Here is a 12,788-nt window from a genome sequence, read left to right as displayed (position 1 = left end):
CCGGCGGAGACCCCGCCCGGCCGGGCCCCCGTACACCCCACGCGGACGCACACCATGACCTACAGCTCCCAGCTCCCCATCGTCGACCTCGCCGCCGCCGACCGCGGCCCCCAGGCCCGGCGCCTGCTGCACGCGCAGCTCCACTCCGCCGCCCACGACGTCGGCTTCTTCCAGCTCGTCGGGCACGGCGTCACCCACGCCGAGACCCAGGCGCTCACCGCCGCCATGCGGGCCTTCTTCGCCCTGCCGGAGGCGGACCGGCACGCCATCGACACCACGTTCTCGCCGCACTTCCGCGGCTACACCCGGGTCGGCGACGAGCGCACCGGCGGCTCCCGCGACTGGCGCGACCAGCTCGACATCGGCGCCGAGCGGCCCGCTCACGTGCCCGGCCCGGACGAGGCCCCGTACTGGTGGCTCCAGGGGCCCAACCAGTGGCCCGCCACCCTTCCCGAGCTGCGCCTCGCCGCCCTGAACTGGGTCGAGCGCCTCAGCGGGGTCGCCGAGCGGCTGCTGCACGAGCTGCTCGCCTCCATCGGCGCGCCCGCCGGCTTCTACGACGACATCTTCGGCGCCCACGCCCACCCGCACCTCAAGCTGGTGCGCTACCCGGGCTCCGCCGACGACGGGGACGACCAGGGCGTCGGCGCCCACAAGGACTACGGCTTCCTCACCCTGCTCCTGCAGGACCACGTCGGCGGGCTCCAGGTGGAGCGCGAGGACGGCGTCTTCCACGACGTACCGCCGCTGCCCGGCGCCTTCGTCGTCAACCTCGGCGAACTCCTCGAAGTGGCGACGAACGGCTATCTCCTCGCCACCAACCACCGGGTCGTCTCCCCGCCGGCCGCGACGGAACGTTTCTCCGTCCCGTTCTTCTACAACCCGCGGCTCGACGCCCGGATCCGGCCGCTGGAGTTCCCGTACGCCGAGTCGGCGCCCGGGGTCACGGCCGACCCGGCGAACCCGCTGTTCGCCGAGTACGGCCGCAACGAGCTGAAGGGCAAACTGCGCGCCCACCCGCTGACCGCGGCCCGCCATCACGCGGGCCTGCTGACCGGCGGGAATCAGCCCGCGATGTCCTCGTAACCCTCGATCTCCCGCGGGCTGCGCTGGCCCGGGCCCGTGTAGCGCGCCGACGGGCGCACCAGCCGGCCCGTGCGCTTCTGCTCCAGGATGTGAGCCGACCAGCCGGCCGTACGGGCGCAGGTGAACATCGACGTGAACATGTGCGCCGGGACCTCGGCGAAGTCGAGCACGATCGCCGCCCAGAACTCCACGTTCGTCGCGAGGACGCGGTCCGGGCGGCGGTTGTGCAGCTCCTCGAGCGCCGCCTTCTCCAGCGCCTCCGCGACCTCGAAGCGCGGCGCGGCCAGCTCGCGCGCCGTACGGCGCAGGACGCGGGCGCGCGGGTCCTCGGCGCGGTAGACGCGGTGGCCGAAGCCCATCAGTCGCTCGCCCTTGTCCAGGGCCTGCTTGACGTACGCGGTGGCGTCGCCGGTCCGCTCGATCTCCTCGATCATGCCCAGGACGCGGGACGGGGCTCCGCCGTGCAGCGGTCCGGACATCGCGCCCACGGCGCCGCTCAGCGCCGCCGCCACGTCCGCGCCCGTCGAGGCGATCACGCGCGCGGTGAAGGTGGAGGCGTTCATGCCGTGCTCGGCGGCCGACGTCCAGTACGCGTCGACGGCCTGGACGTGCTTCGGGTCCGGCTCGCCGCGCCAGCGGATCATGAACCGCTCGACGACGGACTGCGCCTTGTCGATCTCGCTCTGCGGCACCATCGGCAGGCCCTGCCCGCGCGCCGACTGGGCGACGTACGACAGCGCCATGACGGCGGCCCGGGCGAGGTCGTCACGGGCCTGCTCGGCGTCGATGTCGAGCAGTGGTTTGAGGCCCCACACGGGGGCGAGCATCGCGAGCGCGGACTGGACGTCGACGCGGATGTCGCCGGAGTGCACGGGGATCGGGAACGGCTCGGCCGGCGGCAGACCGGGGTTGAACGCCCCGTCGACCAGCAGGCCCCAGACGTTGCCGAACGAGACGTTGCCGACCAGCTCCTCGATGTCGACGCCGCGGTACCGGAGAGCGCCGCCCTCCTTGTCGGGTTCGGCGATCTCCGTTTCGAACGCGACGACTCCCTCGAGTCCGGGTACGAAGTCGGACATCAGGCGGCTCCTCTATCGATGATCAATCATCCGTCGGGACGGGCATGGTCGGGAAGTAACAGTCATCCAGCCGAAGAGTCTGTACGGTTCCGATGATGCGGGGAAGCGTGACATCCGGCACACTGCGCCGATCCGGCGACGAAGGGTTAGCGCCGCGCGGTGCCGGGCAAACTGCGTCGCTACGGCAGGATGACCTTGTGACCGACGCTCTCGATCCCGCCGACATGCGCGAGCAGTACCGGACCCCGCGGCTCTCCGCGGCCGACCTCGCCCCCGAACCGATCGAACAGTTCGCGCGCTGGTTCAAGGAGACCGCCACCAGTCCGGCGATCCACGAGCCGAACGCCATGGTCGTCTCGACCGCCACGCCCGACGGCCGTCCCTCGTCGCGCACGGTGCTGCTCAAGCACTTCGACGAGGCCGGTTTCGTCTTCTACACCAACTACGGCTCCCGCAAGGGCGGCGAACTGGCCGCCAATCCGTACGTCTCGCTGCTCTTCCCCTGGCACCCCCTGGCCCGTCAGGTCATCGTCACCGGGCGGGCGGCCCGCACGGGCCGGGACGAGACCGTGGCGTACTTCCGCACCCGTCCGCACGGCTCGCAGCTCGGTGCCTGGGCCAGCCGGCAGTCCTCGGTGATCGAGTCGCGGGAGGAGCTCCTCACGCGCTACGCGGAGTTGGCCACGCGCTACCCGGAGCGCGAGCAGGTGCCGGTGCCGCCGGAGTGGGGCGGCTTCCGCGTCGTGCCGGAGACGGTGGAGTTCTGGCAGGGCCACGAGAACCGCCTGCACGACCGGCTGCGGTACGTGAGCGCGGGCGGGGACTGGCGGATCGAGCGCCTCTCGCCCTGACCCGGAGGCCGCCCGGGAACGCGGACGACCCGTGAGCCTTGGTCCCGTCCGCTCGAGTTCGGACGAGAGCCGGCCGGACTTACCGGCGGCCCACGGGTCGGGTGACTGCTGGGGTTTCGGCAGCGTGACCTGCCGAGGCACAGAGTGCGACGGCAGGCGTCAGCCCGCAGTCACCTCACGAGTCCGAAAAGAAACCATTTTTTCGGATCACCTCCTTTCGCGTGTACCCACACCTTAAGAACCGCGGAGCGAGGGCTCAAGTGTTTTTTCGGAGGGCCGTGCCGGAGGCGGCACCGGGAGTTCGCTTCCGGGGCGCAACGATTTCACGGAAGAGGGTGTGTCCTGCGTCACGTTCCAGTTGAATTGGCTGCGGGGCGTGCGGGTGCACGCGCGTACACCGTCCTGCCAGGGGGTCCGGGATGAGTGCTTCCACGAGCGAGACCGCGGAACGGGCGGCCGACGGGCACGGGCCCGGGGCGGATCTGCTCGCCGCGCTGCTGGACGGCATGGACGCGGCGCTCTGCGCCCTCGATGCCGACGGCACCGTCACGCACTGGAACCGTGAGGCCGAGCGGATCCTCGGCTGGTCGGCCGCCGAGGCTGTCGGGCGGCGCGGTTTCGACGGGTGGGCGGCGCGCAGCCCGGACGCGGCGGAGGCCCTCGCGCGGCTCATGGGAGCCATGGGAGCGCCGGGCCGGCAGGTGCACGAGTTCGCGTTACTCCGCAAGGACGGCGGCCGGGTGCTCGTCCGCACGCAGTCGGCGGGGGTGCGCGGGGCGGACGGCGCCCCGGCCGGGGTGTACTGCGCGTTCAGCGAGGTGCACGCGCAGATCGACCTGGAGCGGTCGATCGCGCTGAGCGAGGCGCTGTTCGACGACGCCTCCTGGGGTGTCGTCCTGGTCGACGTCGACCTGCGACCGACCGTCGTCAACGGGCAGGCGGCCCGGGCGATGGGCGTCGGGCCCAGGACCCCGCTCGGACGGCCGCTCGCCGAACTGCTCGTCCAGGGCGTCGAGGAGCTGGAGAGCGCGCTCCAGCACGTGCTGGCGGAGGGAGCGCCCCGGGCGGCGGCCGAGGTGTGGGTGACGCTCCGGGCGGCGGACGGCGAGCGCAGACGGTGCTGGCGCAACGCCTTCGTGCGGCTGTCGTCGCCGCTGGCGGAGGAGCCCGTGCCGCTGGGCGTGGGGTGGCTCTTCCAGGACGTGACCGAGGAGCGGCTGGCGGAGCAGGAGGCGAACCGGCTGCGCTTCCGCTACAGCCAGCTGCACCGCGCGGGCGCGGCGGCGGCGGAGTGCGAGGACCCGACGGAGGCGGCGACCGTGCTCCTGGACTTCGCCCTGGCCGGGTTCGCCGACCACGTGCTGGTCGACGTCACGGCGGGCGAGCGGCGCCTGGCCCGCGCGGTGGCCACCCCCGCGGGCGCCCCGGGCCCGGTCGCCCCGGTCGCGGGCGGCGGCGTCCCGCTCCGCTACCCCTCCGGCCACCCCGCCCTCCAGGCCCTCTCCCGTCAGGGCCCGATCCGCGCCTCGGCCCCCACACCCGCCGGAAGCTGGGCCACGGACCGCCACTGGCCGCAGGACGCGGCCCACTCGCTCTGCCTCCCCCTGCGCAGCCGCGGCCGCACGGTGGGCGTGGCGACCTTCCTCCGCTCCTCCTGCCGCCCCTCGTTCGAACGCCCGGACACGATATACGCGGAGACGGTGGGGGGCCGGGTGGCGGCGTACCTGGACCTGGCGGCGCTGGACACCACGGAGAGGTGAAGGGCCGGGCCCGCCCCTCGGGGCGGGCTGGGGACAACGCCGGAGCTCGTGTCGGTCACGTGTGCGATCATCACGTCACTTTCACGATGTCACCGCTCCGGGGGGAACGGGCATGCCCAAGTCACCAGATGCGGCGGGAAGACCCGCGCCGTACACCACGCTGTCCACCGCGGTGCTGTGCGCGCTGACAGTCCTGCTGTCCTTGCTGCTTCCGGCCGGAGCGGCCTCGGCGTCCGTCCCCGAGGCTCGGGCGATCGAGGCGTCGGCGGCCGAGGCTCCGGCGGTCACGGCGGCCGCCGCCCGGCCTTCGGCCGGCCCCGCGCCGGCCGGCCCCGCGTCGAAGGCGAAGAGGCCGGCCGCCACCGCTGCCACGGCCGACGCTCCGGCGGCGGACGACTGTTCCGTCCTCCCGCTCGCTCCGCTGGGTGACCCCGGCGAGGCGGTCGGGAAGGCCGCTCTCGGGCCCGAAGGCACCGCCTGTTTCACCTTCACCGCCGAACGGCCCGGTCTGCACCGCGTCCTGCTGGACGACCTGCACAACAACACCCGGGCCGTCGTCTTCGACGGCGAGACCGAGCTGGACTGCTACGACCACCGGTGGGGTTCGGGCTGGTGCGAGCTGCCCCGCTCCGGGGCGTTCACCGTGCGGCTCGTCAACGGCTCGGTCGACCCCGACGAGGCGCTCGTCGTCGTCATCCCCCTCGCCACCACCGCCGGCTGCCTCACCGCGACCGGCACCTCCTGGGACCGTGAGCCCGTGAAGGCGATGGTGCCCAGTCACATGGGCCTCGTCTGCCAGCCGTTCACCGGCAAGGCGGGCGAGCGGATCACCGTCGACTTCCGCACGACCAAGTACGGCGACGAGGTGGCCTGGATCACGGACGGGACCGGCCGGGACATCTGCGTGCGCGAGGAGGACGGCAGCGAGGGCTGTGTGCTGACCGGCGACGGCCCGTACCGCGTCCTCGGGCACGTCCGTCACGTCGAGGACGGATTCCCCGCCGAGTACACACTGACGATCCGCCGGCTGTCCGACCCGCAGGGGTGCGCCGCGGCGCCCCTCAACGCGTACGGCTCCGCGCCGGTGGAAGCGCCGTCGCCCACGGGTTGCAGGACCTTCACCGCTCCCGCGGCCGGCACGTACGACCTGTTCGGCGTCGCGGCGGGCCACGGTGAGCGCACCCGCCTCGAGGTGTACGACCACCAGGGCCGGACGGTCTGCGAGACCTGGTTGCTCTGTGAGCTCGCGGCGGATGTCGCGTACACCGTGGTGACCGACCGGCCCACCCTGATCCTCGACCGGGCCTCCACCACCGGTTGCGAGCCCGCCGCGCTCGGCGTCCTCGACGGATCCTTCGCGGCGCCGGGAGAGATCGACTGCGTGCGGCTGCCGATGCCCCAGGACGCCACGATCGCGATCATGACTCCGCTCGGCGGCCCCGAACCCCGTGCGGACGTCGTGGTGGTCGACGCGACCGGCACCACGCGGTGCGGTGACGACCGGCTCCTGCTGGGCACCTGTGCGCTGACGGGCCCCGCCCCGTACCGCGCGCTGATCTCCACCGACGACACCCTGCCGCCGACCGGTGCGTACAGGGCCGTCCTGCACCGCACGGACGTGCCGAGCACGTGTCCCGCGATCCCGGTCGGAGACTTCACCGCGCTGAGCCCTTCGGCCCGGGTCACAACCGGCGGAGGGGTCTTCTCGCACTGTCTGTCCATCCCGGCCGACGCCCACTCCATCGCGGAGAACCTCCAGATGCAGGCGGCACCGGGCACCTTGACCGCCGCGCAGCTCTCGGTCGTCGACGCCACCGGCAAGCAGATCTGTCAGCTCTGGTCCTCACTCGGCTCCTGGACCACCTGCCACCTCACCCCCGGTGTCGCGCACACCGTCCTCCTCGCCGGCCGGGACATCGCCGGGGATTACACCCTGACGCGCCGGGACGTCACCGCGACGGCCAAGGGCTGCCCGGCGGTCGCCGCGACTCCGGTGGGCGGAGCCTCCACGGGCGGCGAGATGGGCGCACCGGGGACGCTGCTGTGCCGTCAGGTCACCACCGAGGCCGCCGGGGACACCCTGCACCTCAACGTCCGGGACCCGCTCGGCACGGCGAACATCCTCGCCTACGGCGCCGACGGCAACGCCCCCACCTGCGGCTACCGGAACAAGGCCTGTGCGGTGACGGGTTCGACGCGCTACCAGGTCCTCATCACCGTGCCGCCGCACCTGAAGGCCGCCGGGTCCTACCGTCTCGACGCCCTGCGGATTGCTACGCCGTCCGGCCCCGCTCCGGAGTGCGTGAAGGTCCCGAACATCAGCTACGGCTACGGTCCGATCACCGGCACCCTGGACGAGCAGCACACCGCTGTCTGCCGGGTGCTGCCCACCGCGCACAGGGACCGCCTCGACGTCAAGGTGAGTGACACCTCCGGTGCCACGGACCTCGCGGTGCCCGCGCTGTACACCGCCGCACTCGACAACCGCTGCAACGCGGCCTCCGCCGGATACCAGTGCTACCTGAACGAGCCGGCCCCGCCGGTCTCGTCACCGTCGACCTTCGTGCTGGGGCTCCCCGAGAAGGCGTCCAGGACGGACTTCAGCGCGAGGCTGGACTGCTCGTCGTTCCTGTGCGGCACCGAGGTGGTGTCCGTCACGTCGCTCTCTCCGGGATCCGCCGAGAGCGGCAGGATCGCCACTCTGACCGTGAAAGGCACGGCACTCCGTCTGCGCGACGAGGTGAGACTGTTCGGCGGCCCGGCTCCCCTGACGGCCACGACCGTCTCGGTCTCCGAGGACGCCCGCACCCTGACGGCGACGGTGGACCTCCGCAACGCTCCCGTGGGCACCTGGAGCGCGTCCGTCATCGCCGGCGGCATGCAGTACGCGCGCGGCTCGCTGACGGTGACACCGCGAACGGCCGACGGCTCCACGTACAAGCCCCTCACCCCCACGCGCCTGATGGACACCCGCATCGGGCTCGGCGTGCCGAAGGCGAAGGTCGGTCCCGGTGGGACGGTCACCCTTCAGGCGGCCGGTGCGGCGGGGATTCCGGCGAGCGGGGTGACGGCGGTCGTGCTGAACGTGACCGCGACCGCCCCGACCGCCGCCGGTTTCGTGTCCGTGTACCCGGACGGTACGGCCCGGACGAGCGCGTCGAACCTGAACTTCTCGGCGGGGCAGACGATCCCGAACCTGGTGGTCGTGCCCGTCGTGAACGGGAAGGTGAGTTTCTACAACCGCGCGGGCGCGGTCGACCTGCTGGCCGACGTCGCCGGGTACTTCACCACCGACGGGACGGGCTCCACGTACAAGCCGATCACGCCGACCCGGCTCATGGACACCCGGGCGGGGATCGGGGTGCCGAAGGCGAAGGTCGGTCCCGGTGGGACGGTCACCCTTCAGGCGGCCGGTGCGGCGGGGATTCCGGCGAGCGGGGTGACGGCCGTGGTCCTGAACGTGACCGCGACGAACCCGACGGCGGCGGGCTTCGTGTCGGTCCACCCGGACGGTACGGCCCGCACGAGCGCGTCGAACCTGAACTTCTCGGCCGGGCAGACGATCCCGAACCTGGTGGTCGTCCCGGTGGTGAACGGGAAGGTCGGCTTCTTCAACAAGGCGGGCTCGGTCGACCTGCTGGCCGACGTCGCCGGGTACTTCACCACCGACGGGACGGGCTCCGGGTACGAGCCGGTCACGCCCACCCGGCTGATGGACACCCGGACCGGGCTCGGGGTCCCGCAGGCCAAGGTGGGAGCGGCCAAGACCGTCACCCTCCAGGTGGCCGGCGTGAGCGGTATTCCGGCCGGGGTCACGGCGGTCGTGCTGAACGTGACCGCGACGAACCCGACGGCGACGGGCTTCGTGTCCGTGTACCCGGACGGTACGACCCGCACGAGCGCGTCGAACCTCAACTTCACCGCCGGGACGACCATCCCCAACCTGGTGATCGTCCCGGTCGTCAACGGCAAGGTCGGTTTCTACAACCACGCCGGCTCGGTCGACCTGCTGGCCGACATCGCGGGCTACTACACCGGATAGCCGGCCGGAGGCGACGAGAAGTGGCTCGGGGGCCGCGGCGGAAGTTCGCCGCGGCCCCCCGGGTCGTTCGGCCGGGCTGCGCCCGCAGCGCCGACGTCGGGGGAAAAGACATCCGGAAATCTCGTACGGCGATGTCGAGAACCCGCGTCCCGCTCCGTCCCCGGGGTGAGCGCGACCAGAATGGTCCGCACCGGATGCGAGGAGAACGACCATGGCCAAGTACCTGCTTCTCAAGCACTACCGCGGCGCGCCGGCCCCGGCCAACGACGTGCCCATGGACCGGTGGACGCCCGAGGAGATCTCGGCGCACATGCGGTACATGGGCGACTTCGCGGCCCGGCTGGAGAAGACGGGCGAGTTCGTCGACGGGCAGGCGCTCGCCCCGGAGGGCACGTGGGTCCGCTACGACGGCGAGGGGCGCCCGCCCGTCACCGACGGCCCGTTCGCCGAGACGAAGGACCTCATCGCCGGCTGGATGGTGATCGACGTGGACGGCTACGACCGCGCCGTCGAGCTGGCCGGCGAGCTGTCGGCCGCCCCCGGGGCGGGCGGGAAGCCGATCCACGAGTGGCTGGAGCTGCGCCCGTTCCTGACCGCGCCCCCCACCATCACGGAGTGACCCTCCGGTGACGCAGATGGACGAGGCCCTGCTGAGGAGCCTCACGCCGAGCGTCCTCGCCGTCCTCGTCCGCCGCGGAGCCGACTTCGCGGCGGCCGAGGACGCCGTGCAGGACGCGCTCGTCGAGGCGGTCCGCGTCTGGCCGGCCGGACAGCCGCGGGACCCGAAGGGCTGGCTCGTCACCGTGGCCTGGCGCCGGTTCCTCGACGCGACCCGCTCGGAGGCCGCCCGCCGACGGCGCGAGGTACGCGTCGAGGAGGAGCCGGCGCCCGGACCCGCGCCGGCGGTGGACGACACGCTCCAGCTCTACTTCCTGTGCGCCCACCCGTCCCTGACGCCGTCGTCCGCGGTCGCGCTCACGCTGCGCGCCGTGGGAGGGCTCACCACCCGCCAGATCGCGCGGGCCTACCTCGTGCCCGAGGCGACCATGGCGCAGCGCATCAGCCGTGCCAAGCGCACCGTCTCCGGCGTGCGGTTCGACCGGCCCGGCGACGTCGCCACCGTGCTGCGCGTCCTCTACCTGGTCTTCAACGAGGGCTACTCCGGCGACGTCGACCTCGCCGCGGAGGCCATCCGGCTCACCCGCCGGCTCGCGGCCACGATCGACCACCCGGAGGTGGCCGGGCTGCTCGCCCTCATGCTGCTGCACCACGCCCGGCGCGCCTCCAGGACCGGCCCCGACGGCGGCCTGGTGCCGCTCGCCGAGCAGGACCGAAGCCGGTGGGACACGGCGTCGATCGCCGAGGGCGTCGAGATCCTTCAGGCGGCCCTGGCCCGCGACCGACTGGGCGAGTTCCAGGCCCAGGCCGCCATCGCTGCGCTCCACGCCGACGCGCCCACCGCGGAGGAGACCGACTGGGTGCAGATCGTCGAGTGGTACGACGAGCTCGCGCGCCTGACCGACAGCCCGGTCGTCCGGCTCAACCGCGCCGTGGCCGTCGGCGAGGCCGACGGACCGCGGGCGGGTCTGGCGGCGCTCGCGGCGCTGGACGACTCCCTGCCCCGCCACGCCGCGGCGGCGGCGTTCCTCCACGAGCGCGACGGCGACCCGGTGACGGCGGCGCGGCTCTACGCCGAGGCCGCCCGGAAGGCGACCAGCCTCGCCGAGCGCGACCACCTGACGCGTCAGGCCGCCCGGCTCAACTCCCGCCCGCACCCCTGACCCGCCACGCCCGCCGGGGCCCGGCCGGCCGTCGAAGGACGCACGAGCGTGCGTGCGGGGCGTCGCGGCCCAGGCGAGAGGTGACGGACACGTCCTAGTGACGGAAGAAGATCCGGTCCCCGTACTCCGTCATCACGCGTCCGTTCCATTCGTGCCCGCCGTCCACGTTCCCCGAGCGCAGGAGCGGCGGCTCGATGCCCAGGCGGACCAGCTCCTCGGCCGCCGCGGCCATCGTGGCCTGCATCAGGGCGCTCGTGACGACCGTGGACGCCGGGGCGAAGGGGGCCTCGATGGCGGGGTGGGTCAGCTCGGCGTCGCCGATGGCGATCTTCGAGTCGAGGACGATGTCGCAGTGGTCCTTGAGGTACGTCCCCGAGACGTGCCGCGACTTCGTCTCCGTCGCGTACGCCACCGAGGTCACGCCGATCACCGTCAGGCCGAGCGCCCGCGCGTTCATCGCCATCTCGACGGGCAGGGCGTTGCGGCCGGAGAGGGAGACGATGATCAGGACGTCGCCCGCCCTGGCGGGGGAGGAGTCGAGGACCGCGCCGGCGAGGCCGTCCACGCGCTCCAGGGCCGAGCCGAGGGTGGCGGGCATGACGTCGACGCCGACGACGCCGGGCACCGCCAGCAGGTTCATCAGGGCGAGGCCGCCCGCGCGGTAGACGACGTCCTGGGCGGCCAGCGAGGAGTGGCCCGCGCCGAAGGCGAAGAGGCGCCCGCCCGCGGCGACGGCCTCGGCGATGGCGGTGCCGGCCGCGGCGATCTCCCCGGCGTCCTCGTCGCGGACCCGCTGGAGGAGGCCGATCGCGGCGTCGAAGAACTGTCCGGCCAGCTTGCTCTCGCCCGCGCTGTCGCCCATTCCCGAAGCTCCTTGTCGTCGTGTCGCGGATCACGTTGCGGTCTGGACCATTGCGCTGTCAATACCGCCTGCCCTCGGCGAGGCACGGTTGTCGGCGCGATGCGTCAGAATTGGTGCAGGGCCAGCGCACGACTCATCGAGGGGCACGTATGTCCGGACTGATCGACACAACGGAGATGTATCTCCGCACCATCCTCGAGCTTGAGGAGGAAGGTGTGGTCCCTATGCGCGCCCGGATCGCCGAGCGGCTCGACCAGAGCGGCCCGACGGTGAGCCAGACGGTGGCCCGGATGGAGCGCGACGGTCTGGTGACCGTCGCCGGCGACCGTCACCTGGAGCTGACGGAGGAGGGCCGCCGCCTGGCGACGCGCGTGATGCGCAAGCACCGCCTCGCCGAGTGCCTGCTCGTCGACGTGATCGGCCTGGAGTGGGAGCAGGTGCACGCCGAGGCGTGCCGCTGGGAGCACGTGATGAGCGAGGCCGTGGAGCGGCGCGTCCTGGAGCTCCTGCGGCACCCGACGGAGTCGCCGTACGGCAACCCCATCCCGGGCCTCGAGGAGCTGGGCGAGAAGGCCGAGGCGGAGGCCTTCCTGGACGACTCGATGGTCTCGCTGGCCGACCTGGACGCGGGCCTGGAGGGCAAGACGGTGATCGTCCGCCGGATCGGCGAGCCGATCCAGACGGACGCCCAGCTGATGTACACGTTGCGCCGGGCGGGCGTGCAGCCCGGTTCGGTGGTCAGCGTGACGGAGTCCGCCGGCGGGGTCCTGGTCGGCAGCAGCGGTGAGGCGGCCGAGCTGGACGCGGACGTCGCGGCGCACGTCTTCGTCGCCAAGAGGTAGCCGGACCGAGCGGCCGGACCGCTCCGGCCGCCTGCCGGCCGCCCCGCCGGGCCCGAGGCCTGGCGGGCCTCGGGCCCGGCAGGGTCCCGCCCGACGCCCGCCACGACCGACCGAACCCGAACCGCCCGGCACCCGACGGCCTCTCGGCCCGCGCCCGACGAGTGGCCGTCCGAGCGCCTTCCCGATCCCGTCATCCGATTTACGTCGGATTCGCCACGCCCGCTCCTTCGGCGTGCCACGCTGGGTTCAGCCGTGCGAGGCCGGGAGGGGTGTGCGGATGAGGGTGCCGGGGGCGGTGCGACGAAAGACAGAGGGCCCCGGCGCCCATGGGCGCCGGGGCCTGTCCTCCCCTGTGCTGACCCGGAGCCCCGAGCTCCCAGGGTCATTCCCCTCGGACCGTTTTCCCCGAGCGGTCCGCCTCCCGCTGAAGATCTCCCCTCGGCGGCGCGCGTCAATCCTTGAGTGCCGTCACTCGAACGAGGGGT

At 72.9% G+C, this 12,788-nt stretch carries 9 protein-coding genes; 7 read left to right on the top strand and 2 right to left on the bottom strand.

Annotation, left to right across the window (positions count from 1 at the left end; all coding sequences use genetic code 11):
• The first annotated feature begins 54 nt into the window (after positions 1-54).
• Positions 55-1,086 (top strand): isopenicillin N synthase family dioxygenase, encoded by a 1,032-nt coding sequence (locus tag ACZ68P_RS17105; RefSeq protein ID WP_471006824.1) that lies wholly within the window; start codon positions 55-57, stop codon positions 1,084-1,086.
• Here ACZ68P_RS17105 and ACZ68P_RS17100 read toward each other — a convergent pair.
• Positions 1,065-2,165 (bottom strand): citrate synthase 2, encoded by a 1,101-nt coding sequence (locus ACZ68P_RS17100; protein WP_471006822.1) that lies wholly within the window; start codon positions 2,163-2,165, stop codon positions 1,065-1,067. The two genes, ACZ68P_RS17105 and ACZ68P_RS17100, sit on opposite strands and share 22 nt — an antisense overlap.
• 197 nt (positions 2,166-2,362) lie before the next feature.
• Between ACZ68P_RS17100 and pdxH the strand changes: the two genes are divergently transcribed.
• The 5 genes from pdxH to ACZ68P_RS17075 all read left to right on the top strand — a co-directional run bounded on the left by pdxH (position 2,363) and on the right by ACZ68P_RS17075 (position 10,599).
• The gene (pdxH, locus tag ACZ68P_RS17095) at positions 2,363-3,016 is read left to right on the top strand and encodes a pyridoxamine 5'-phosphate oxidase (RefSeq protein ID WP_471006821.1); all 654 of its coding nucleotides are present in this window, start codon (positions 2,363-2,365) and stop codon (positions 3,014-3,016) included.
• A gap of 419 nt (positions 3,017-3,435) precedes the next feature.
• Positions 3,436-4,776, top strand: a complete 1,341-nt coding sequence (locus ACZ68P_RS17090) for a PAS domain-containing protein (RefSeq protein WP_471006819.1) — start codon at positions 3,436-3,438, stop codon at positions 4,774-4,776.
• 112 nt (positions 4,777-4,888) lie between these two features.
• Positions 4,889-8,818 (top strand): hypothetical protein, encoded by a 3,930-nt coding sequence (locus ACZ68P_RS17085; RefSeq protein ID WP_471006818.1) that lies wholly within the window; start codon positions 4,889-4,891, stop codon positions 8,816-8,818.
• 211 nt (positions 8,819-9,029) lie between these two features.
• Complete coding sequence (locus tag ACZ68P_RS17080) at positions 9,030-9,437, top strand: YciI family protein (protein ID WP_471006816.1); 408 nt, start codon at positions 9,030-9,032, stop codon at positions 9,435-9,437.
• A 16-nt stretch (positions 9,438-9,453) separates the two neighbouring features.
• The gene (locus tag ACZ68P_RS17075; RefSeq protein ID WP_471007160.1) at positions 9,454-10,599 is read left to right on the top strand and encodes an RNA polymerase sigma factor; all 1,146 of its coding nucleotides are present in this window, start codon (positions 9,454-9,456) and stop codon (positions 10,597-10,599) included.
• A gap of 94 nt (positions 10,600-10,693) precedes the next feature.
• Here the strand turns inward: ACZ68P_RS17075 and ACZ68P_RS17070 are convergent, their stop codons facing one another.
• Complete coding sequence (locus ACZ68P_RS17070; RefSeq protein WP_471006815.1) at positions 10,694-11,461, bottom strand: SIS domain-containing protein; 768 nt, start codon at positions 11,459-11,461, stop codon at positions 10,694-10,696.
• A gap of 149 nt (positions 11,462-11,610) precedes the next feature.
• Here ACZ68P_RS17070 and ACZ68P_RS17065 point away from each other — a divergent pair, with 149 nt between their 5' ends.
• Entirely contained in the window at positions 11,611-12,303 is a 693-nt protein-coding gene (locus tag ACZ68P_RS17065) for a metal-dependent transcriptional regulator (RefSeq protein WP_365715558.1), read from the top strand.
• Positions 12,304-12,788: the final 485 nt, after the last annotated feature.

The organism is Streptomyces sp. NPDC036822 (assembly GCF_055609145.1).
The sequence above is the reverse complement of the archived record's forward strand: the minus strand, read 5'-3'. Positions and strand labels throughout refer to the sequence as shown.